General features: G+C 72.5%; 17 protein-coding genes. 8 read left to right on the forward strand and 9 right to left on the reverse strand.

Features of this window, described 5'->3' with window-relative positions; translation table 11 throughout:
• The first annotated feature begins 32 nt into the window (after positions 1 to 32).
• Positions 33 to 422, forward strand: coding sequence for a hypothetical protein (locus ASE25_RS02560; protein WP_056771876.1), 390 nt, complete (start codon positions 33 to 35; stop codon positions 420 to 422).
• 94 nt (positions 423 to 516) lie between these two features.
• A complete protein-coding gene (locus tag ASE25_RS02565) occupies positions 517 to 1,710 on the forward strand; it encodes a hypothetical protein (protein ID WP_056822490.1) in 1,194 nt (397 codons plus the stop codon).
• On the opposite strand, the gene ASE25_RS02570 is transcribed toward ASE25_RS02565, so the two are convergent.
• From ASE25_RS02570 to ASE25_RS02610, 9 genes are all read right to left on the reverse strand, one after another.
• Positions 1,685 to 3,517, reverse strand: coding sequence for a HAMP domain-containing sensor histidine kinase (locus ASE25_RS02570; protein WP_082622650.1), 1,833 nt, complete (start codon positions 3,515 to 3,517; stop codon positions 1,685 to 1,687). The genes ASE25_RS02565 and ASE25_RS02570 overlap by 26 nt on opposite strands.
• 24 nt (positions 3,518 to 3,541) lie before the next feature.
• The gene (locus tag ASE25_RS02575) at positions 3,542 to 6,016 is read right to left on the reverse strand and encodes an ATP-binding protein (RefSeq protein WP_056822495.1); all 2,475 of its coding nucleotides are present in this window, start codon (positions 6,014 to 6,016) and stop codon (positions 3,542 to 3,544) included.
• Between the two features lie 166 nt (positions 6,017 to 6,182).
• On the reverse strand, positions 6,183 to 6,596 hold the full coding sequence (locus tag ASE25_RS02580) for a nitroreductase family deazaflavin-dependent oxidoreductase (protein ID WP_056822498.1): 414 nt from the start codon (positions 6,594 to 6,596) through the stop codon (positions 6,183 to 6,185).
• A gap of 81 nt (positions 6,597 to 6,677) precedes the next feature.
• Positions 6,678 to 7,847: an acyl-CoA dehydrogenase family protein gene (locus ASE25_RS02585; protein ID WP_056771890.1), complete on the reverse strand. Its 1,170-nt coding sequence runs from the start codon at positions 7,845 to 7,847 to the stop codon at positions 6,678 to 6,680.
• 75 nt (positions 7,848 to 7,922) lie between these two features.
• The gene (locus tag ASE25_RS02590; protein ID WP_056822500.1) at positions 7,923 to 9,143 is read right to left on the reverse strand and encodes an acyl-CoA dehydrogenase family protein; all 1,221 of its coding nucleotides are present in this window, start codon (positions 9,141 to 9,143) and stop codon (positions 7,923 to 7,925) included.
• 2 nt (positions 9,144 to 9,145) lie between these two features.
• A complete protein-coding gene (locus ASE25_RS02595; RefSeq protein WP_056822501.1) occupies positions 9,146 to 10,192 on the reverse strand; it encodes a phosphotransferase family protein in 1,047 nt (348 codons plus the stop codon).
• Between the two features lies 1 nt (position 10,193).
• Complete coding sequence (gene fabG, locus ASE25_RS02600; protein WP_056771899.1) at positions 10,194 to 10,964, reverse strand: 3-oxoacyl-ACP reductase FabG; 771 nt, start codon at positions 10,962 to 10,964, stop codon at positions 10,194 to 10,196.
• Positions 10,961 to 11,746 (reverse strand): SDR family oxidoreductase, encoded by a 786-nt coding sequence (locus tag ASE25_RS02605; protein ID WP_056822504.1) that lies wholly within the window; start codon positions 11,744 to 11,746, stop codon positions 10,961 to 10,963. Before ASE25_RS02605 ends, fabG begins: the two co-directional genes overlap by 4 nt.
• 116 nt (positions 11,747 to 11,862) lie before the next feature.
• Positions 11,863 to 12,873, reverse strand: a complete 1,011-nt coding sequence (locus ASE25_RS02610; protein ID WP_056822506.1) for an alpha/beta hydrolase — start codon at positions 12,871 to 12,873, stop codon at positions 11,863 to 11,865.
• A gap of 112 nt (positions 12,874 to 12,985) precedes the next feature.
• Here ASE25_RS02610 and ASE25_RS02615 point away from each other — a divergent pair, with 112 nt between their 5' ends.
• The 6 genes from ASE25_RS02615 (at position 12,986) to ASE25_RS02640 (ending at position 21,740) form a co-directional block, all read left to right on the forward strand.
• Complete coding sequence (locus ASE25_RS02615; protein ID WP_056822508.1) at positions 12,986 to 14,563, forward strand: ATP-dependent DNA ligase; 1,578 nt, start codon at positions 12,986 to 12,988, stop codon at positions 14,561 to 14,563.
• A gap of 154 nt (positions 14,564 to 14,717) precedes the next feature.
• The gene (locus ASE25_RS02620) at positions 14,718 to 16,529 is read left to right on the forward strand and encodes a glycoside hydrolase family 3 protein (protein WP_235508508.1); all 1,812 of its coding nucleotides are present in this window, start codon (positions 14,718 to 14,720) and stop codon (positions 16,527 to 16,529) included.
• Positions 16,530 to 16,555: 26 nt separating this feature from the next.
• Positions 16,556 to 17,878 carry an exo-beta-N-acetylmuramidase NamZ domain-containing protein gene (locus ASE25_RS02625; RefSeq protein ID WP_056822510.1) on the forward strand — a complete coding sequence of 441 codons (1,323 nt, stop codon included), beginning with the start codon at positions 16,556 to 16,558 and terminating at the stop codon, positions 17,876 to 17,878.
• A 55-nt stretch (positions 17,879 to 17,933) separates the two neighbouring features.
• The gene (locus ASE25_RS02630; RefSeq protein WP_056822513.1) at positions 17,934 to 19,676 is read left to right on the forward strand and encodes a serine hydrolase; all 1,743 of its coding nucleotides are present in this window, start codon (positions 17,934 to 17,936) and stop codon (positions 19,674 to 19,676) included.
• Between the two features lie 4 nt (positions 19,677 to 19,680).
• Positions 19,681 to 20,580: a MurR/RpiR family transcriptional regulator gene (locus ASE25_RS02635; RefSeq protein WP_020142469.1), complete on the forward strand. Its 900-nt coding sequence runs from the start codon at positions 19,681 to 19,683 to the stop codon at positions 20,578 to 20,580.
• Between the two features lie 209 nt (positions 20,581 to 20,789).
• Complete coding sequence (locus ASE25_RS02640) at positions 20,790 to 21,740, forward strand: N-acetylmuramic acid 6-phosphate etherase (RefSeq protein ID WP_056822516.1); 951 nt, start codon at positions 20,790 to 20,792, stop codon at positions 21,738 to 21,740.
• Positions 21,741 to 21,788 lie beyond the last annotated feature (48 nt).

Consider the following 21,788-nt stretch of genomic DNA (forward strand, 5'->3'; position numbering starts at 1 on the left):
CCGCGGCGCGACCCGGACGACAGGAGCGCATCATGAGACTCCGAGGCGTGGGAGCGGTGGCGTTGCTCGTCTCCGCCGGCGTGCACCTCTACCTGTGGTTCGACGGGGTGCGCAACCAGAGCGTGGGGCCGATGTTCCTCATCAACGTCGTGGCCGGCGTCGTCATCGCGATCCTGCTGCTCCGCTGGGAGCACTGGGTCCCGGCGTTCCTGACCGCCGGTTTCGGAGCCGCCACGCTCGGGGCGTTCATCATCGCGTCCACCGTCGGACTGCTCGGCGTGCACACCGTGTGGGCGGGCGGCTCGGTCTGGACGGCCGCGATCGCCGAGGTGGTCTGCATCGTCGTCGGCGGCCTCCTGCTGCTGCGCGGGCGGTCGATGGCGCCCCAGCTGGCGCAACCCGCCAAACGGCACGCCGCCTGAGCCTCACCCGCATCGGGGGATGCGGGGGCCCCGACGCCACGGGAGGCTCGGAGGACAGGTCGGAGGCCTGTCCCCGTGACACCCGGAGGTCGAGATGCCCGCACGACTGCGCTCGGTGCTGGCAGCCGTGCTCCTCGTCATCGGCGTCGTGCTCGTGCCGGTCGGGGCGACCGCGACGTGGCTGCGCACGACGGTGACCGACACGGACACGTATGTCGCGACGATCACCCCGCTCGCCACCGACCCGGCCGTCACGTCCTTCGTCGAGGACCGCGCCACCGCACGCGTCGTGGCTGCGATCAGCGACCAGCACCTCGTCGACCGTGCGCTCGCCGCGCTGGAGAACCGCGGGCTCCCCGCCGCAGCCACCCGAGCGCTCGGACTGCTCGCGGCACCGCTCGCGGCCCAGGTCGAGCAGGTCGTGCGCCGGGTCGTCACCGCGGTCGTCGAGAGCGACCAGTTCGCCACTGCCTGGGTCGCGGCGAACCGGGTCGCGCACGCCCAGCTCGTCGCCGTGCTGTCACGGTCGCCCGACGGCGCCATCGTCGACAACGGGTCGACCGTGAGCATCGACATCGGCAACCTCGTCGAGCCCGTCGAGCAGCGCCTCGTCGCCGCAGGGGTCCCGCTCGTCGACAAGCTGCCGCCGATCACCGTGTCGGTGCCCCTGCTCCCCAGCAGCGACCTCGACACCGCACGCACCGCCTACAACGCCCTGCGCATCGGCGGCGTGGCCCTGCCGCTGCTGGCTCTCGCGTTCATCGCCGGAGGGGTCGCCATGGCGCGCGACCGCCGGCGAGCACTGGTACGCGTGGGGCTCGGTGCCGCTGTGGCCTGCGTCGTGCTCGTGCTGGGGCTGTCGTTCGCCCGGTCGCACGTGGCGAGCAGCCTGCCGCCTGGCGCCTCCGCCGCCGCGGTCTCCGTCATCGACACGGTCACCGAGGGCCTGCGCCAGCTCGTGCGCGTCGTCGTCGTGGTCGCTCTCGCCGTGGTGCTCGTCGCCCTCGTCGTCGGCCCGTCGCGCGGGGCCCGCCGGGTGCGGTCCCTGGCCGTCACCGGGTGGAACGGTGCCCGCGGCGGGATGGACCGCGCCGCCGGCACGCCGCTCGCGATCCCGGTCGCCGTCGGGGTCGCCGTCGTCTGCGTGCTCGTCGTCGTCTTCGCCGGCGACCTCGGAACGGGCTGGACGATCGTGCTCGCCGCCGTGGCCGCGCTCGCGCTCGTCGTCGCCCTGCTCGCCGGTCGGGCCCCCGCGCCCGAGGTCAGAGAGCCGGCAGCAGGAGCGTGATGCTCGTCCCCCGGCCGAGCTCGGACTCGACGTCGATGCGCCCGCCGTGCCTCGTCACCACGCGCTGCGCGATGCTGAGGCCGAGACCCGTGCCCGGCACCTGGAGGGTCTCCGGGTTCGTGCCGCGGAAGAACTCAGTGAAGAGGCTCTCCTGGTCCTCGGGTGAGATGCCGAGTCCGTCGTCGATGCACTCGAGCACGACCCGGTCGCGTCGGCTCGCGACGGAGACCGCCACCTTCCCGCCGGCCGGGGTGAACTTCACCGCGTTGCTCACGAGGTTCTGCACGACCCGCTCGAGGTCGCCAGCACTGCCCCGGACGAGCGGCAGCCGCTCCTCGAGGTCGAAGGTCAGACTGACCTGCTGGGTGTCCGCGCGCGGACGGAACATGTCGACGACGTCACGTGACACCTCGCCGAGGTCGACGTCGGCCTCGGGCATGGGCCGGTCGGGGTCGCTGACCCGCGACAGCGTCAGCAGGTCGTCGACGAGGCTCTGCAGCCGCTCGGTGTTGCGCTCGATGACCCCGAGCGACCAGTCGCCGTTGCCGTCCGGCTCCTGCCGGAGCAGCTCGACGTGCCCGACGATCGAGGCGAGGGGGTTCTTCAGCTCGTGCGACACGGTCGAGAAGAGCTGCGTCTTGCTGCGGTCGGCCTCACGCAGCTCGGCCGCGACCCGCCGCTCGACGGCATACAGCCGGGCGTTCCGGATGGCCCGCCCGAGGTCACGGCCCATCTCGAGCGCGGCCTGCGCCTCGGCGTCGGTCCAGTCGGGGTCACCGGGCCCGCGCGTGCAGGCGATGTAGCCGAAGCAGCTCGACCCCGAACCCATCGGCGCGATGAGCAGCGAGCGCGCGGCGGCGTCGGACAGGAAGACGCGCACCTGCGCGATGTCGTCGTTGCTCCAGAGGCGCGCCGGCTCGACGTGGCCGTCGGCGCCGACGACCGCGACGACACCGGCACGCCAGCAGCGGGCGGCCATCCGACGGGCGATCGCGACGAGCGAGACGGGCGTGTGCACGCGCTCGCCGCTGCGCGCCGAGACGCTCTCACGCTCGTCGTCGTCCTCGCCCGCGAAGGCCCGCAGCCACAGGCCCGCCGACGCGAGGCCGGCCGAGATCGGCATCGCCGCGACGTCGACGACCCGGGCGGGGTCGAGGTCCTCCTGCGCGATGCGCGCCACCGTCTGCACGGCCTCACCGAGACGGACCCGCTCGGACAGGGCGTGGCGCTGGCGGGCGGCCGAGATGGCGATGCCGGTCTGGTTGGCGAAGAGCTCGAGCACGGCCCGTTGCGTCACGTCGGGGCGACGCCCGCTGAGCGGCAGGTCGACCGAGAGGATGCCGAGCAGCTCCCCGACGGCGTCGAAGAACGGTGCGATGAGGGTGTCCTCGGGGTTCCACGCATCGGGGTCACCGGCAGGGGTCGGCGCGGTCCAGTCGGCCGACACCCAGCCCTCGGCCGACCCGTCGGGCAGCTCGCCGGCGGGGACGAAGCGCAGGCTCCCCCACCTCTCGGCCACGGCGAACTCGGCCTCGAGGACCGGACGCGGCGTCCGCCTGCCGAGCAGCTCGACGCGCGCGTCGTCGTCGCCGGCCACGGCCACGACCTCGATGTCGCCCGAGGGCACGACGAGACTGATCGCCGCCACCTTGAAGCCGACCACGTCGGCGGCGCCGTCGACGACCATGTCGAAGAGGATCGACAGGTCGTCCTGTGCGCTGACCCGGTTCATCAGCTCAGTGAGCCGACTGAGCGCCAGCACCTCCCACACCACGCCGTCGCGCACCCTGTCCCCTGTCTGCGTCATACCCCTGGATCGTGGCCGCCGCCACTAGGAATCATCCCGATGGTCACGATATGTCCGAGAGGCCGCTTGCGTGGGCGGACCGGCAGAACCCGCAACGGGAAGACACACCGTGAACGTCGATCCCTCGTCGGGGGTCGAGGCGACCGACACCGACCCGCCGTGCCCCTCGGCGATGGCGCGCACGATCGACAGCCCGAGACCGGAGCCCTGGATGGCCCGCTCGTTGGCCGCACTCGAGCGGAAGAACCGCGCGAAGACGCGCTCGTGGTCGGACTCCGGGATGCCCATCCCGGAGTCGGAGACGACGAGGCGGACCGTGTCCGGACGGCGGTCGTCGGGGTGCGCGGCGAGCGCGACCCGGCCGCCGTCCGGGGTGAACTTCACGGCGTTGGAGAGCAGGTTGGTGACCATCCGCTCGAGCGCGGCCGGGTCGCCCTCGATCCACAGCGGTCGCGGCGACACCTCGACCTCGCGCACGAGGTCGCGCTGCGCCGTCACCGTCTCGACCGACGTCCACGCGCTGGCGACGACGTCGGACAGGTCGCACCGGCGCGGGGCGAGCTCGAGACGTCCGGCCTCGATGCGGGAGTTGAGCAGGAGGTCCTCGATGAGCGAGAGCAGGCGACGGCCGTTGCGGTCGACGCGGGCCACGAGCTCGAGCTGGCGGTCGGTGAGAGCGCCGGCGGCGCCGTCCTCGAGCATCTCGGTGTAGCCGAGCACGCTGGCGAGCGGAGTGCGCAGCTCGTGGCTGACCGCCGACACGAAGTCGGACTTCGTCCGGTCGAGCTGGGTCAGCTCCTCGACCGCCTCACGCTCCCGGTCGAGCGCGACCTGCAGGGTGACCTCGACCTGCCGGCGTCTCGTGACGTCCTCGGCGACGCCGAGGTAGCCCGTGAGCTGTCCGCCCTCGTCGCGGATGCCGCTCATCGTCAGGGACACCGTGCGACGGGTGCCGTCCTTGCGGACATAGGTCCAGTCACGGGTCTCGGTCGCGGCGCCACCCCGGACGCGGTGCACGAGCACGTCGAATCCGGGCTCGACGCCGAGCTCCTCGGCCCGGCGGTCGATCTCGGCGGGGTCGTGCAGCAGCGACCAGTCCTTGCGGCTCACGACCTCCGACGCGCGCCAGCCGAGCACGGTCTCGGCACCGCGGTTGAAGAGGGTGATGACGCCGTCGAGGTCGGTGCCGATGATCGCGGTGGCGGTGGCGGCCTCGAGCACGGCCTCGACGAAGGTCCGGGCCGCACGCTCGTCGGTGACGTCGACGCCGGTCTTGACGAGGTGGGTGCGGTGCCCGGTGTCGTCGGTGAGGTACGCGTTGGTCCACACGATGTGACGCACCCCGAGTCCCGTGACGCGCCAGTCCTGCTCCTCGTGGAGCGGCACGGCACCCTCGCCGATGCCGGCCATCTGCGCGGAGACGCGCTCGTGGTCGTCGACGGGGAAGACCTCCGCGGCCGGACGTCCGACGAGCTCGGCCTCGGGTGCACCGAGCAGCCGCGCCGCCGTCGCGTTGAGGCGGGCGATGGCCCCGGCGCGGTCGACGACGATGATCGCGCTGGCGGCGGTGTCGAGCACGACGCTGCTGAGCTCGACCTCGCTGCGCAGGTCGGCGAGGGCAGCGCGGCGCTGCGTCGAGGCGACGGCGAGCGAGAGGGCGGTGACGGCGGCCGTCACGAGGAACGCCTGGGTGAGCGCGCCGACCGTCTCGGGCCGGAGTCCGCCGACCCGCGCCGCCGCAGCGAAGGGTCCGCCGCCGATGCTCGTCAGCGTGACGGCCAGGACACCGACGACGAGCAGCTGGATCGCGACCGTGCGCAGCCCGAGGCGCAGGGCGCCCCAGACGAGGACGGGGATGGGCAGGAACGCGAGCGGCAGCGCCTGGTCGGGATTGAAGACCCAGGCCGTGAGCCCGACGACGACGACCCACTGGACGAGGTCCTCGAAGCCCGGGCGGCGGGTGCGGCGCGTGCCCACGGCGATGCCGAGGGGAGCGAAGACGAGCACGGCGGCGGCGTGCGAGGCGGTGACGGCGGACGCGGTCGCGAGGAACGGGCCGCCGACACCGATGCTCACGGTGAGCCCGGCGAACAGGCCGAAGACGAGGGCTCCGGCGAGCGTCGCCGCGAGGAGGTTCCAGAGATCCTCCATCGACGCGAGCGCGGGTCGCCGGCCGCCGCGGGTCAGCAGCCCGTAGACGACCGCCACCTCGGCGGCATTGGCCACGCCGAAGCACAGGGCCACGAGGGGCGAGCGCCCTCCGTAGGCGTTGGCGGCCGCACTGGAGACGAGGACGCCCACGACGAAGAGCCAGGCCCGTGCGCCCCGTGCCGTCGCGACCAGGAACGACACCGCGAGACCGGCGGCCGGCCACCAGACGGCCACGGTCGACCCGGGCGGGGCGAAGCGCACCGCGGTCGCCCCGAGGACGAAGACGCCGACGAGCGCCAGGGCCGCCGCCACCCACCAGCGCGCGCGGCCGAGGGTCGGGCGGGTCACGAGGGTGCCCTGTTCGGGGCCAGCGTCCCGGAGCTCGTCGGTCGACGCGCGGCGTCACGTGCAGCCTTTTCCGCTGACCTCATTGACTCATGATGTCGCAGAGACGGCGACAATCCGGCAAAAGGGACTTTTCGCACCCCGTGTCGTCGGCCGGAGTGGCCGGTCGTCACCAGCCGGACTGCATCGCCGAGTGCTCGGGGGCCGGGGTCCGGGTCAGCTGGAGGAAGCCGCCGGGCATGTCGCGGCGGTCGATCGCCCGCCGGGTCATGCCCTTCGCCGCGGCGAGGGCGACGGCCTTGTCGACGAACGTCGGCTCGGTGCAGGTGAACTCGCGGCCCTTCCAGCGGATCGTGCAGCCGCCGGCGGCGCGGACGTTGCGGACCCAGTCGGTGCCTCGTCCCCACGGGAGGGCGATGATGAAGGTCGACGGCGTGGGGATGACGGCGATGGGGGTCGCGTAGTCCTTGCCGCTCGAGCGGCCTTGGTGGCGCAGCACCGCCCAGAGCGGGAAGACGCGGTGCCCGGCGAGCCGGACGGCGACCTTGTTGAACTGCTTCGCGCTTGCGGGTGGGCCTGCCATCCCCACAGCATCCTCCCCACCGGCCCCGACGGGGCTCCTTTGGTCGAGGGCGTATGCCGCCGGGTCGGGTGCGGCCGCGCGTCAGCCCAGGTGCCCACGCACCGACACGTGCCCCTTGAGCAGGTTGCGCGCGATGGTGCGGCGCTGGATCTCGTCGGTGCCCTCGTAGATGCGCAGCAGGCGCAGCTCGCGGTACCACCGCTCGACGGGCAGCTCGCGGGTGTAGCCCATGCCGCCGTGCATCTGGAGCACGCGGTCGACGATCTCGTTGGCCTTGACGCCGCCGTAGAGCTTGGCCATCGACTGGGACTGGCGCGAGTCGAGGCCGCGGTCGACCTGCCAGGCGGCGGCGAGCACGAGCCAGCGCAGCGCCTCGATCTCGACGGCGGAGTCGGCGACCATCCACTGGATGGCCTGCCGCTCGGCGATGGGCTGGCCGAAGGTGACCCGGTTGCGGGCCCACTCCATCCCCATCTCGACGAGCCGCTCGCACGAGCCGAGCGCGCGCGCGGGCAGCATGTAGCGCCCCTTGCCGATCCAGCGCATCGCGAGGTCGAAGCCCTTGCCCTCCTCGCCGAGGATCGCGGAGTGCGGCACGCGGACGTCGTCGAAGACGAGCGCGGCCGGGCCCCACTCGCCCATCGTGTCGATGGGGGTGCTCGTCCACCCGCGGTCGCGGTCGACGAGGAAGCACGTGACGCCGCCGTCGGCGCCCTTCTCCTTGTCCGTCACGGCGAAGACCATGACGAAGTCGGCCTCGTTGCCGCCGGTGATGAAGGTCTTCTCGCCGTTGATGACCCACTCGTCGCCCTCGCGTCGGGCACTCGTGCGGATGGCGCGGGCATCGGAACCGGCCCCGGGCTCGGTGATCGCGAAGCACGACCTCCGGGTGCCCTCGATCGTCGGGCGGAGATAGGTGTCCTGCTGCTCCTCGGTGGCCGAGAAGAGGATGTTGTCGGCCTCGCCGGCGAAGCGGAACGGCACGAACGACCGGCCGAGCTCGATCTCGATGAGCGCGGCGACGACGGCACCCTGGCCCATCCCGCCGTGACTCTCGGGTGTCTGGATGCCGAAGAAGCCGGACGAGCGGGCCTTGTCCTGAAGGGCTTTCAGCTCCTCGGCCGTGAGCCCGCGCTCGCCCCGCCGCTCCCGCTCGAGCACCTGCGGCTCCAGCGGTACGATCTCCTTGCGCACGAAGGTGCGCACCCAGTCGCGGATCTCGCGCTCCTCGGCGCTGAGGTCGAAGTCCATCGTCGGTCCCTTCGTCGTGCGGTCGGGTGGGTCGTGCCGTGGGGCGCCCGGCGGGCGTATGCCGTCCGGCGGGGGTCAGCGGGCGGCATACCTCCGCAGCTCGGCCTTGGCGAGGGCGTTCTTGTGCACCTCGTCGGGGCCGTCGGCGAAGCGCAGCGTGCGGATGCCGGCGAAGGCGGCCGCGAGCTCGGTGTCCTGGCTCAGCCCGGCGGCGCCGTGGGTCTGGATGGCCTTGTCGAGGATCCACTCGACGGTCTTGGGCGTCGCGATCTTGATCGCCTGGATCTCGGTGTGGGCGCCCTTGTTGCCGACGGTGTCCATGAGCCAGGCGGTCTTGAGCACGAGCAGGCGCAGCTGCTCGATGCGCACGCGGGACTCGGCGATCCAGTCGCGGACGACACCCTGCTCGGCGATGGGCCGCCCGAAGGCGACGCGCTCGGAGGCGCGGCGGCACATGGCCTCGATGGCGACCTCGGCGAGGCCGATCGAGCGCATGCAGTGGTGGATCCGGCCGGGGCCGAGGCGGGCCTGGGCGATGGCGAAACCGGTGCCCTCCTCGCCGATGAGGTTGCTCGCGGGCACGCGGACGTCCGTGAAGCGCAGCTCGGCATGGCCGCCGTGGTCGTGGTCGTCGTAGCCGAAGACCTCCATGCCGCGGACGACCTCCACGCCGGGGGTGTCGCGCGGGACGAGGACCATCGACTGCTGGCGGTGCCGGTCGGCGTCGGGATCGGTCTTGCCCATGACGATGAGGACCTCGCACTCGGGGTTCATCGCGCCGGTGATCCACCACTTGCGGCCGTTGATGACGTAGTCGTCGCCGTCGCGCCGGATGCTCGTGGCGATGTTGGTCGCGTCGCTGCTCGCGACGTCGGGCTCGGTCATCGCGAACGCCGAGCAGATCTCGCCGCGCAGCAAGGGTTTCAGCCACCGCTCCTGCTGCTCGGCGTTGCCGAACTGGGCGAGCACCTCCATGTTGCCGGTGTCGGGGGCGGCGCAGTTGAGGACCGCGGGCGCGAGGCGGATGGAGCGGCCGGTGATCTCGGCGAGCGGGGCGTACTGGAGGTTCGTCAGGCCGGCGCCGTGCTCGCCGGGGAGGAAGACGTTCCACAGCCCGAGGTCGCGGGCCTCCTGCCGGAGGTCCTGGAGCACGGGCGCGGTACTCCACGCCCAGCGGTCGGGCATTGCCGATACCTGCTCGTCGAAGACGGGCAGCGACGGCACGATGCGCTCGTCCATGAAGCCGAGCAGCTCCTGGCGCAGCTCCTCGGTGCGGGAGTCGAATCCGAAGTCCATGGTCAGCTCTCCTTGACGGCGGCGAGGCCGGCGGTGACGAGGGGGACGGTGGCCTCACCGATGCGGGCGAAGCCGCTCCCGACCGTCTGGCCCTGGGTGTAGCGGTAGTGGATGCCCTCGAGGATCACCGCGAGCTTGAAGTAGGCGAGCCCTAGGTGGAACGAGAGGTGCCCGAGGTCGCGACCGCTCGCGGCGGCATACCGCTGGCGCAGCTCGGGACCGCTGATGAAGCCCGGCGTCCGCGAGACGTCGGAGACGGCGACGCTGTCCATCATGAGCGGGAGGGTCTGGTAGGCCTCGAGCAGGGCGACGTCGGTGAGGGGGTCACCCAGCGTCGCCATCTCCCAGTCGAGCACCGCCGAGACCTCGTCGTCGCTCGTGACGAGGAGGTTGTCGAGGCGGAAGTCGCCGTGGACGATCGTCGGGTCACCCTGTGCCGGAACGGATCCCGCGAGCCTCTCGTGCAGCTCGTCGATGCCCGGGAGGTCCCGGCTGCGGGAGGCGTCGAGCTGCTGCTTCCAGCGCCGCACCTGCCGCTCGAGGAAGCCGTCGGGGCGACCGAAGTCGCCGAGACCGACCGACCCGGGGTCGACGGCGTGCAGGGCGACGAGGGTGTCGACCATCCGCTCGCTGACCGCCCGCACCCGTGTGGCGCCGAGGGGCTGGAGCTGTGCCTCGAAGCGGTAGGGCGTGCCCTCGACCCGCTCCATGACGTAGAAGGGCGCCCCGACGACGTCGGGGTCGTCGCACACGGCATACGTCGTGGGGACGGGGACGGCGGTGTCGCGCAGGGCGGTGATGACGCGGTGCTCGCGCACCATGTCGTGCGCCGTGGCGAGCACGTGGCCGAGCGGCGGGCGGCGCACGATGACCGTACGGGTGCCGTCACCGACCTCGTAGGTGAGGTTGGACTTGCCGCCCGCGACGACCCTCCCGCTGAGCGGGCCCGACAGCAGGTCGGGCGCCGTGTCGTCGAGGAATCGCCGGAGCCGGTCGAGCGGCAGGCCGGGCGGGTCCCCGTCGGGGGCGGCGTCGCGGGCGTCGGTCACGTCAGTCCTTCGGTCCGCCGGCGACGTAGATGACCTGGCCGGAGACGAAGCCGGCCTCGTCGCGCACGAGGAAGGAGGTCGTGGCGGCGATGTCCTCGGGCTGGCCGACGCGGGCCACCGGGATCTCCTTGGCGGCGCCCTCGAGGAACTGCTCGAAGGTGATGCCCATCCGCTCGGCCGTCTGGCGCGTCATGTCGGTGGCGATGAAGCCGGGGGCGATGGCGTTGGCCGTGACGCCGAACTTGCCGAGCTCGATGGCGAGGGTCTTCGTGAAGCCCTGGAGGCCCGCCTTGGCGGCGGAGTAGTTGGCCTGCCCGCGGTTGCCGAGCGCGGAGGTCGAGCTGAGGTTGACGATGCGGCCGAACTTCGCGTCGATCATGTGCTTCTGCGTCGCCCGCGTCATGAGGAAGGAGCCGCGGAGGTGGACGTTCATGACGGCGTCCCAGTCGTCGGCGCTCATCTTGAAGAGCATGTTGTCGCGGATGATGCCGGCGTTGTTGACGAGCACCGTCGGGGCACCGAGCTCGGACGCGACGCGGTCGACGGCCGCCTGCACGGCCGCCTCGTCGGACACGTCGACACCCACGGCGAGACCCGTGCCACCCGCGGACTCGATCTCGGACACCACTGCAGCGCAAGCGGACTCGTCGAGGTCGAGGACGGCGACGGCATACCCGTCGGAGGCGAGGCGCTTGGCCACGGCGGCGCCGATGCCGCGCGCGGCCCCGGTGACGATGGCGGTGCGCTGGGAGGTGTTCGGCTGGTCGGTCATGCGTTCTCCTGCTGGTCGGCGGTCTGGTGGTCGAGCTTCTGCTGGAGCCGGTTCATGCCGGCGAGCCAGGCGTCGGGGTGGGCGGCGCGCTGCGCGTAGTAGCCGCTCACCTCGGGGTGCGGGAGGACGTAGAACTCGTCGCCCGCGAGCGCCCGGAACGCGGCGTCGGCAACCTCGTCGGCGGTCAGCGTCGCGTCGAGGGTGAGCAGGTCCTTGAGCGGGCCGGAGCCGTCGAGCATCCGGGTCTGCACGCCCTGGGGGCAGATCGCCTGGACGACGATCCCGCGGTGGCGGTAGGTCGCGCTCAGCCACTCGGCGAAGGCGACGGCGCCGTGCTTGCTCACGGAGTAGGGCGCGTCGCCGAGCATCGTCAGCAGCCCGGCGGCCGAGGCGGTGACGACGAGGCGCCCGCCGCCGGCGTCGAGCCAGCGCGGCACGAGGTGCCGGGCGGCACGCACGTGGGCGAGGACGTTCGTCTCGAGGGTGCGGGTCCACTCGTCGTCCGAGGCGTCGAGACCCTTGAGGGTGCCGATCCCCGCGTTGGCGAAGAAGACGTCGACGTGCCCGAGGCGGTCGTATGCCGTGTCGACGAGGTGCTGCACGCCGGCGTCGGCCGACGTGTCGCCCGGGACCGCGAGGGCGCCCAACTGGTCCGCGACCGCCTGGAGCTCAGCGGCGTCGAGGTCGGCGACGACGACCTGCCAGCCCTCGCGGGCCAGGCGGGTGGCGATGGCGCGGCCGATCCCCCGGGCTGCTCCGGTGACGACGGCGGTGTCGGGCATGGTGCTCCTCGCGATGGACTAAGCGCTTGCTTACCCTGACGACAAGAGCCCCTCCACGTCAAGTGCCGCCCCGCCCCACCCCTCGAACGTCGAGGGGGCCAGAGTTCCAGCGGTCCTCAGCCGGCGACGCGCTCGATGAAGGCGACCGCCCGGTCCAGTGCCTCGCGCCCGTCCGCGGTGTCGAGGTCGAACTGGAACTCGTGCCCGAGCCGCGGCTCGTGGCCGTCGTCGAAGAGCAGGGCGTCGTGGTCGACGCCGTGCCGGTCGAGTGCCTCGACGAGCGCGACCGTGTGCGGGAGGAGAGGGTCACCGTTCCCGGCCGAGACGAAGGCCGGGGGGAACGACGACGTGACGTGCACCGGAACCGAGCCCTGACGGGTCGTCCGTTCGTCGTGGCGCCGGGTCGAGCCGAGGTAGGACCAGATGGCCGTGTCGATGAGCCAGCTGCCCAGCCGGGTCGAACCCTGCGCGAGGCTGAAGTCGTAGGCGCCGCAGAAGAGCACGAGACCCTTGAGGGACGCCGGCGGCACGTCCACCTCGATGCCGACGTCCTTCGCGTAGGCAGCGTCGCTGGCGAGCAGCGCGACCTGCGCAGCGATCTGGGCGCCGGCCGAGTCGCCGGCGAGGACGATGCGCGCCGGGTCGACGCCGAGCCGGTCGGCGTGGTCGACGAGGTGGTCGAGCGCGGCGGCGACCTGCTTGACGGGCGTGGGATAGCGCGAGCCGGGGGCGATCGAGTAGTCGACCCCGACCGTCGTGAACCCGCGGCCGGCGAGCACCCGGAGGTAGTTGGCGACGTCGCCCTTCGACCCGGACACGAACGCACCGCCGTGCACCCAGACCACCGTGGGCAGCGGCTCGGTCCGAGGTGGCCGGAAGACGTCGAGCCGCCCGTCGGGGGAGGCGATGTCATACGCCTCGTCGACGACCTCGACGAGGTCGCCCGGGACGTGCTTCTCCAGGGCGGCGCTCGCGTGCGCGGCCCCACGGTCGAAGACGGCCCGGATGAGCAGCGCCGACGGCCAGGGCGTGGTCCGCGCGGTCACGAGCAGCGCGCCGGCCGCGGTTGCCGTGCCCAGCGCGACCCTGCGCACGAGACCGCGAGTCCGGTCGACGATGACACTCATCCTGCGAATCTAGTCCGGGCACCCGCAGACCTTGGCCCCTCGACACCTGGCCACCCACAAACTGTGGCCTCTCGACGGTGGGGATGTGGGTGGGAGCGGGCAGGATCGGGGCATGCAGCTCTCCGACGTCGTCGCCACCTCGCACACCGTCACCGCCACGTCGTCGCGCACCGCGAAGGTCGAGGCGCTGGCGGCCTGCCTGCGGCGTGCGGCGCAGGACGGTCCCGACGTCGTCGAGGTCGTCACCGCCCACCTGTCGGGCGCGCTCCCCCAGCGGCGCATCGGCGTCAGCTGGCGCGGCCTGCAGGGCCTGCCCGACCCGGCCGACACCTCGACCCTGACCGTCGAGGAGGTCGATGCCGCGGCCACCGCGATCGCCGCCATCGGCGGGTCCGGGTCCGGCGCCGCCCGCTCCTCCGCCGTGCGCGAGCTCTTCGGACGCGCCACCGCCGACGAGCAGGCCTGGCTCCGCGGACTCATCACCGGAGAGACCCGGCAGGGCGCCGGCGACGGCGTCATGCTCCAGGCCGTCGCCAGGGCCGCCGACGTCCCCGACGCCGCGGTGCGCCGGGCCGTCATGCTCGCCGGCTTCGCGGGGCCGGTCGCCCGGGCCGCCCTCACCGGGGGCACCGAGGCCCTCGAGGCGCTCACCCTCGAGGTCGGCCGCCCGCTGCGCCCGATGCTCGCCGGCTCGGCCCCCGACGTCGCCGCAGCGCTCGCCACGCTGGGAGGCGAGGTCGTCGTCGAGACCAAGCTCGACGGCATACGCCTCCAGGCCCACGTCGACAACCGCACGAGCCCGGGCACCGTGCGCCTCTTCACCCGCACGCTCGACGAGGTCACCGACCGGATGCCCGAGATCACCGAGGCGCTCGCAGCCCTCGACGTCGAGACCCTCGTCCTCGACGGCGAGGTCATCGCCCTGGCCGACGGCGGCCGGCCCCAGCCCTTCCAGGTGACGGGTGCCCGCACGGCGAGCAGCGCCGACGTCGACCGGCTGCGCGAGGAGGTGCCGCTCACGCCCTACTTCTTCGACGTGCTCCACCTCGACGGCAAGGACCTGCTCGACGAGCCCGCGCACGTGCGCTGGGAGCGCCTCGCCGCGACGGTGCCGCCGGCGTGGCGGGTGCCGCGCGAGCGCACCGCCGACCCCCAGCGCGCCCAGCAGTTCTTCGCCGACCTCGTCGCGGCCGGGCACGAGGGCGTCGTCGTCAAGGACCCCGCGCTGCCGTATGCCGCCGGCCGCCGCGGTCCCGGATGGGTCAAGGTCAAGCCGCGGCACACCCTCGACCTCGTCGTGCTCGCGGTCGAGTGGGGTAGCGGTCGGCGCCGGGGGTGGCTGTCCAACATCCATCTCGGCGCCCGCGACGCCGACACCGGTGAGCTCGTCATGCTCGGCAAGACCTTCAAGGGGATGACCGACGAGATGCTCGCCTGGCAGACCGAGCGGTTCAGCGGCCTGGCGCTCGACCCGACGGACGTCGAGGCGGGGCGCTCGGACCAGCAGTGGGGTGTCGTGCCACTGCGCCCCGAGCAGGTCGTTGAGATCGCCTTCGACGGCGTGCAGAAGTCGTCGCGCTACCCCGGCGGCATGGCCCTGCGCTTCGCCCGGGTGCTGCGCTACCGCGACGACAAGCCGGTCTCCGAGGTCGACACCGTGCAGACCGTGAGGTCCCTCGCCGGCTGGTGAGCGAGGCCGGCGGATGGGGCCGGTGGGCCGGTCCCCGCCCGGCGCGTCGTGAGATGGCACGCCGCTATCTGTTGCCTACGCCACAGTACGTAGGTAAGTTCCGGCGCGACGGCAGATTGCGTGAATTCTTCACATTCCTGGAGGCACCATGTCCATGTCCGAACTCTCACGTCGCTCCGTGATCGCGGGCGGCCTCGCCGCAGCAGCGGCCGGTGCGGCAGCCGGAAGCGCCCGCGCCGCCGCGGGCTCCTCGCCTGCAGCGACCGCCGGCGAGACGGGCTGGGTGACCGCGACGATCGCCCGGATGTCCTTGGAGGAGAAGGTCGGTCAGCTCTTCATCCAGAACGTCTACGGCAAGGACGCCACGACCCCCGACAGCCGCAACGTCCCGCTCTACGGCGTCGCGAGCCCGGCGGAGGTCGTGCAGAAGTACCACCTCGGTGGTGTCATCTACTTCGCCTGGACCGACAGCGTGCAGAACCCCGACCAGATCGTCGGCCTCTCCAACGGCCTGCAGAAGGCGGCCCTGACGCAGTCGAGCAAGGTCCGGATCCCCCTCCAGATCGCGACCGACCAGGAGCAGGGCGTGGTGACACGCATCGGGCCGCCCGCCACGCAGTTCCCCGGCTCGATGGCCCTTGGAGCGGGCCGGAGCGCCGCCGACGCCCGCACGGCCGCCGCGATCACCGGCCGCGAGCTGCTCGCCATGGGCGTCAACACGAACTTCGCCCCCGACTGCGACGTCAACGTCAACCCGCTCAACCCCGTCATCGGCACGCGGTCCTTCTCGTCCCGGGCCGCCCTCGCCGCCGAGCTGGCGGCCGCGCAGGTCGCCGGCTACCAGCGCGACGGTGGCGTGGCGTCGTCGGCCAAGCACTTCCCCGGCCACGGTGACACCGCAACCGACAGCCACGTCGCGTTCCCGATCATCACCCACACGCGCGAGCAGTGGGAGTCGATCGACGCGCCGCCCTTCAAGGCCGCCATCAACGAGCAGATCGACATGATCATGACGGCGCACCTGTCGTTCCCGGCGCTCGACGACTCGGGCAACCCGGCCACGCTGAGCAAGCCGATCATGACGGGCGTGCTGCGCGGGGAGCTCGGCTACGAGGGCGTGATCGTCACCGACTCGCTCGCCATGCAGGGCGTCCGCGACCTCTACGGCGACGCCGAGGTGGCCGTCCGGGCCCTCCTCGCCGGCGTCGACCAGCTGCTCATGACCCCCGCGATGGACGACGCCTACGCCGCCGTCATCGCCGCGGTCCGCGGCGGCCGCATCCCGCGCAGCGAGCTCGACGCGAAGGTACGCCGCGTGCTGGGCCTCAAGTACCGCCGCGGCATCGTGGCCCGACCGTACGCCGACCCCGCCGCGCTCTCGTCGGTCGTCGGCACGCCTGCGCACCTCGCGTCGGCGAGCTCGGTCACCGACCGCACGACGACGCTCGTCAAGAACGACGCCAAGGCCCTCCCGATCGCCCCGGCCGGCAAGAAGGTCCTCGTCACCGGCTACGGCGTCTCGACGACGGCGACCCTCGCGGCAGCGATGACGGCCAAGGGCGCGACGGTCCAGACCGTCCAGACCGGCACGTCGCCCACCGACACGGTGGTGGCCTCCGCCGTCGCGGCGGCCGCCGACAAGGACGTCGTCGTCGTCACGACGATGAAGGCCTGGGACACGAGCGTCACGGACACCCGTGGCGGGCAGCAGAAGCTCGTCAAGGCGCTCCTCGCCACCGGGAAGACCGTCGTCGTCGTCGCCGTGCGCGACCCCTACGACATCGCCTACTTCACGAGCGCCCCGACCTACCTCGCGACGTACTCCTACAGCCCCGTCGCGATCGAGGCGGTGGCGCGTGTCATCACTGGCGACGTCGCGCCGACGGCCTCGCTGCCCGTCGACATCCCCGTGGCGGGCGACCCGGCCACGGTGCTCTACCCGTTCGGCCACGGCCTCACCTACTGACACCCGCCACGACAGGGAGCGACCAGATGACCAACCTCAACCGCAGGCAGCTGCTCACCGCCGGCGCCCTCGGCGCCGTCGCCATCCCCGCCACAGCAGCGGGTTCCGTTGCTGCGCAGGCCGGCCCGACGGCATACGCCAGCAGCTACCCCAACAACCCCGTCACGACGGGCGCGCAGAGCGCCGCCGCCTCGAGCTGGTCGGCGCTCTCGGGCCAGAAGGTCGGGATCATCACCAACCCGACCGGCATCCTCACCAACCTGCGCACCATCGTCGACGAGATGCACGAGTCCGGCGCCGTCGACGTCGTCGGCGTCTTCGGGCCCGAGCACGGCTTCCGCGGCACCGCGCAGGCCGGCGACTCCGAGGGCAACCACACCGACCCGCGCACCGGGCTCATGGTCTACGACGCCTACGGCGCCAACGCCGCCAAGATGACGACGCTCTTCCGCACGGCCGGCGTCGAGACCGTCGTCTTCGACATCCAGGACGTCGGCTCGCGCTTCTACACCTACATCTGGACGATGTACACGGCGATGCGCGCGGCCGTCGCCGTCGGCGCCCGCTTCGTCGTGCTCGACCGCCCGAACCCCATCGGCGGCACGGCGATCGGGCCGATGATGACCACGCCGTGGACCTCCGGCGTCGGCGCCAAGGAGATCGTCCAGGCGCACGGCATGACGGTCGGCGAGCTGGCCCGCTACTTCGACGGCGAGTTCCTCACGGCTGACGCGGGCGGCCGCCTGCGCGAGCTGTCCGTCATCGAGGTCAAGGGCTGGCGCAGGGACGTGCCGTATGCCGTCACCGGGCTCCCGTGGGTCATGCCGAGTCCCAACATGCCGACTCCCGACACCGCGCTCGTCTACCCCGGCACGGGGATGTTCGAGGGGACCAACCTCTCCGAGGGCCGCGGCACGACCCGGCCGTTCGAGCTCATCGGCGCGCCCTACGTCGACTACCGGTGGGCCGAACGCCTCGCCGCCCTGGACCTTCCGGGCGTGGGCTTCCGCGAGGCCTACTTCTCCCCGACGTTCAGCAAGCACACCGGACTCGTCTGCGGCGGCGTCCAGCTGCACGTCACCGACCCGTCCGCCTTCGACCCGATCCGCTCGAGCGTCGAGATGCTCGTCGCGGCCAAGGCGCTCTACAGCGATTTCGCCTGGCGCTACGACTCCTACGACCCGGCGCGACCCTACTGGATCGACAAGCTGACCGGCTCCCAGCGGCTCCGCACCCAGATCTCGGCCGGCGCCCCCGCCGCCGAGGTCGTCGGCGCGTGGCGCGACGAGCTCGCGGCCTTCGACGCGCGGCGCCAGCAGTACCTCCTCTACCGCGGCCCCTCGAACTGACCTGTCCACCGGCTCACCACCCGCTGCACGACCTGTTGCACGATCTAGGAGTGACATGCGCCTGCGCACCCTCGTCCCCGCTGCCCTCGGCAGTCTCGCCCTCGCGGGCAGTCTCGTGACCGCGGGACCCGTCGGCTCCGCGACGGCCGACGACTTCAGCAAGCCCGACCGCGGTTTCGCGCCGCCCAACACCGTGCTGTCCGACGCGAGCCCCGCGTCACTGGGGCTCGACCCGGCCCCGATCGCCGAGGCCGTCGACCGGATCCACGCCCACGAGCAGGTCGACGCGAGCGGACACCCGCTCTTCGCCGGCGCCGTCGGGATCATGGGCCACGAGGGACGCATCGTCGAACGCGACGCGAGCGGCTGGGCGCTCCGCTACGCCGACGCGAGCACCGAGCTGCCCCGCGACCAGTGGGAGCCGATGCGCACCGACACGATCTTCGACCTCGCCTCGGTGTCCAAGCTCTTCACCTCGATCGCCGTCGTCCAGCTCATCGAGGAGGGGCGCGTCTCCCTGGAGAGCCCGGTGGCGGCATACCTCCCGGAGTTCGCCGCGGGCGGCAAGGGGGCCGTGACGGTGCGCCAGCTGCTGACGCACACGTCCGGCTTCACCTCGTGGCTGCCGCTGTGGAGCAAGTGGCCCGACAAGGCCTCGCGCATCAAGGCCGTCATGGACCAGCCGCTGACCAACGCGCCGGGCACGACCTACCTCTACAGCGACCTCAACCTCATCACCCTCGGCGTCATGGTCGAGAAGCTGCGGGGCGAGCCGCTCGACACCGTCGTCCACGACCGGATCACGGCGCCGCTCGCGATGAAGGACACCGGCTACAACCCGACCGACAAGGCCCGGACGGCGGCGACCGAGTACCAGACGGCGCCGCCGCGCGGCATGGTCCGCGGCGAGGTCCACGACGAGAACGCCTGGTCGCTGGGCGGGGTCGCCGGGCACGCCGGGGTCTTCTCCACCGTCGACGACCTCGCGATCCTCTCGCAGGCGCTGCTCAACGGCGGCTCCTACCGCGGCGAGCGCATCCTCAGCCGCAAGAGCGTCGAGGCGCTCATCACGAACTTCAACGGCGCCTTCCCCGGCGACTCGCACGGCCTCGGCTTCGAGCTCGACCAGCGTTGGTACATGGACGCGTTGTCGGGCCCCCGCACCGCGGGCCACACCGGCTACACGGGCACGTCGATCGTCATCGACTTCACGTCGCGGTCGTTCGCGATCCTGCTCACCAACCGCGTGCACCCCTCTCGCAACTGGGGATCGATCAACCTCGCCCGTCGCGAGTGGGCCCATGGGCTCGCCGCGTCGATGGGCATCCGCCCGCGCCATGGCGACACGGCCTGGTTCACGGGGTCCGACAACGCGACGACCACCACCCTGACGACACCCGCCCTCCCCGTCGGTCCGGGAGGTGCGCGCCTCGGCTTCGACCTCTTCCTCGACACCGAGGAGACCGACCTGCTCCACCTCGAGCGCTCCACCGACGGAGGCGCGACGTGGACGGCCCTGCCGTTCGACGTCGTCGACCGCGGGCAGACCGAGACGGCCGACGGCGTCATCTCCGGCGCTGGCACGCGGCGCTGGGTGCAGGTGCGGGCCGACCTGCCGGCCGGGTCGCAGCTGCTGCGCTGGCGGCACACGACCGACGGGGGCTACCTCGGTCGGGGCGTCGCCGTCGACGACGTCGTCGTCCGGGGACCGGGCGGCGTCCTGCTCGACGGCGAGAAGACACCAGGCGCCTTCACGGCGGACGGTTGGCGGCTCGCCGGCCGCGACGCCGTAGCGTAGGCCCATGCCCAGGACCGAGGACGGGGCCTCGTCCCCCGCAGGTGCCGCGAGCGCGTCGCTGCTCATCCGCCTGCGGGGGATCAAGCCCTCGCTGTCGCCCGCCGAGGACCGTGTCGCCGACATCGTCCTCGCCGACGCGCGCCGCGCCGCCGGCCTGACCATCAGCGAGCTGGCCACGGCAGCACGCACGTCCGAGACGACGGTGCTGCGCTTCTGCCGTCGGCTCGGGCTCCCCGGCTACCCGCAGCTGCGGCTCGCGCTCGCCGAGGAGTCGGCCCACCCGCGCACCATGAACCGCGGCGGCACCGACATCAGCGCGAGCGACACCATCGACGACATCATCGCCAAGGTGGCCTTCAGCGACGCGAGCGCCGTCGAGGAGACCGCCCAGCAGCTCGACCGCGACGCCCTCGCCTCGGCGGCGGCAGCCATCGCCCGGGCCGGTCGCGTCGACATCTACGGCATCGGCGCGAGCTCGATCGTCGGCACCGACCTCCAGCAGAAGCTGCACCGCATCGGCATCGTCGCCTTCGCGTGGAACGACCCCCACATCGCCCTGACGAGCGCGACGCTGCTCGGCCCGGGCGACATCGCGGTCGGCATCTCGCACTCCGGCACGACGACCGAGACCATCGAGGCGCTGGCGGCGGCGCGCTCGACGGGTGCGCGGACGCTCGCGATCACGAACTTCCCGCTGTCCCGGCTGGCCTCCGGCGTCGACATCCTCCTGACGACGGCGGCACGCGAGACGAGCCTGCGCTCCGGCGCCACGGCGAGCCGCATCGCCGCCCTGACCGTCGTCGACTGCCTCTACATCGCCGTCGCGCAGCGCAACCTCCGCAAGGCCCGCAAGGCCGTCGCCGACACCCGCGAGGCCGTCGCCGGCCACCACGTCACCGACTGACACCGAGGCCCTTGACCAACTCGAGTGAGCGACCAGTCACAGTCGAGTGAGCGCCGAGCCACAGGCATACGTCCCGGAGTCGGCGACGCGTGGGACGCGGCGCTCAGTCGAGTGGGACGAAGCGCTCACTCGAGGACTGGGGACCGTGACGCGAATGTTACTCATTTACGGCATTGACGCTGGCGACGTAGGAAACTAACCTCGCACGGGTGAGCAGCGAGGTGACCGTGGACGCCCCCACTGAGGAGCGCCATCCGGGGACGACGTCCATCGACACGCACACCTCCCTCGACATCCTCCGGGCACTCAACGCCGAGGACGCGACGGTGGCCGGTGCCGTCGGTGAGGTCCTCCCCGAGCTGGCCCTCCTCGTCGACCGCGCGGTCGAGTCGCTCCGCGCCGGCGGGGCCGTCCACTACTTCGGCGCCGGCACGTCCGGACGCCTCGCCGTGCTCGACGCCGCCGAGCTGCGCCCCACCTTCAACGCCCCGGCCGGGCTCGTCGTGGCCCACCACGCGGGTGGCCCCGGCGCCCTGCTCGAGGCCGTCGAGAACGTCGAGGACGACGTCGACCTCGGTCGCGAGGAGGCCGAGGCCCTGCGTCCCGGCGACATCGCCATCGGCCTCACGGCCTCCGGGCGTACGCCGTTCGTGGCCGGCGCTCTCGCGCGGGCTCGCGAGCTCGGCGCCGTCACGGCCCTCGTCACCGCCAACCCGGACGCCGAGGTCGCCGTCCACGCCGACCTGCTGCTCGCCGTGCGCACTGGACCCGAGGCGCTGACCGGCTCGACCCGCCTCAAGGCCGGCACCGCCCAGAAGCTCGTCCTCAACTCGTTCTCGACCGCCGTGATGATCCGCCTCGGCCGCACGTGGAGCAACCTCATGGTCGACGTCGTCGCGACGAACGCCAAGCTCCGCGGCCGCGTCGTCCGGATCCTCCAGGAGGCCACCGGCGCCGACGCCGAGCAGGCCCGGCGGGCGCTCGACGACGCCGACGGCGAGCTCAAGCCCGCACTGCTCTCGATGCTCGCGGGCATCGACGCCGCCACGGCCCGCGACGCGATCGCCGCCCACGACGGCTCCGTGGCCCACGCGCTGACGTCCCTCGGCGGCCAGGTGGCCGCACCGGCCGCCCCCGCCGCCCCGACCCCCGAACGCTGAACCCACCACCCTCCCACCCACCCGTGCCGACCCCCAGGCACCCAGCAG

It is taken from the genome of Terrabacter sp. Root85 (assembly GCF_001429185.1).
Lineage (GTDB): Bacteria > Actinomycetota > Actinomycetes > Actinomycetales > Dermatophilaceae > Terrabacter.